1 protein-coding gene is annotated in these 447 nt (G+C 53.9%); it reads left to right on the top strand.

All coding sequences use genetic code 11. The features are described 5' to 3' along the window. On the top strand, nucleotides 1-447 hold a 447-nt coding region (locus KJQ99_RS11360; RefSeq protein WP_214150717.1), incomplete at both ends, for an MFS transporter.

Here is a 447-nt window from a genome sequence, read left to right as displayed (position 1 = left end):
GGTGGTTTGTGGCTTATCCTCAAGTTCAGCCGACGTAATCTACTCATTTTCGACGTCTCCGCCGTGGGCATTACTTTGCTTGTCATTGCGGGAACCTTCCAGTTCACAATCGCCCCGCACATTGCTGACAAGACCACGCCGCCGACGTGGGCACCGTACCTCATCCTTGGTCTTATGGCGGTGTTTATGCTCATCGTGCAATCTACCAATGGCACGGGGGGGTGGACCATGCTCGGTGAGATGTTCCCGGCAAACGTCCGCGGCATCATGAATGGCACGGCCATCTTCTTCATGTGGGTGATTAACGCTGTCATCACCTTCACCTTCCCGTCCATGATGGCAAGTCTGGGAGGTGGGTTGACGTACACCATCTACGGCATGATGAATCTCGTCATCGCAGTAGTCCTCTTCAAGATCATGCCTGAGACCCGAAATAAGTCCTTGGAG

Origin of the sequence: Campylobacter sp. 2018MI13 (assembly GCF_018501135.1) — a bacterium.
Classification (GTDB): domain Bacteria; phylum Campylobacterota; class Campylobacteria; order Campylobacterales; family Campylobacteraceae; genus Campylobacter_E.
The sequence above is the reverse complement of the archived record's forward strand: the minus strand, read 5'-3'. Positions and strand labels throughout refer to the sequence as shown.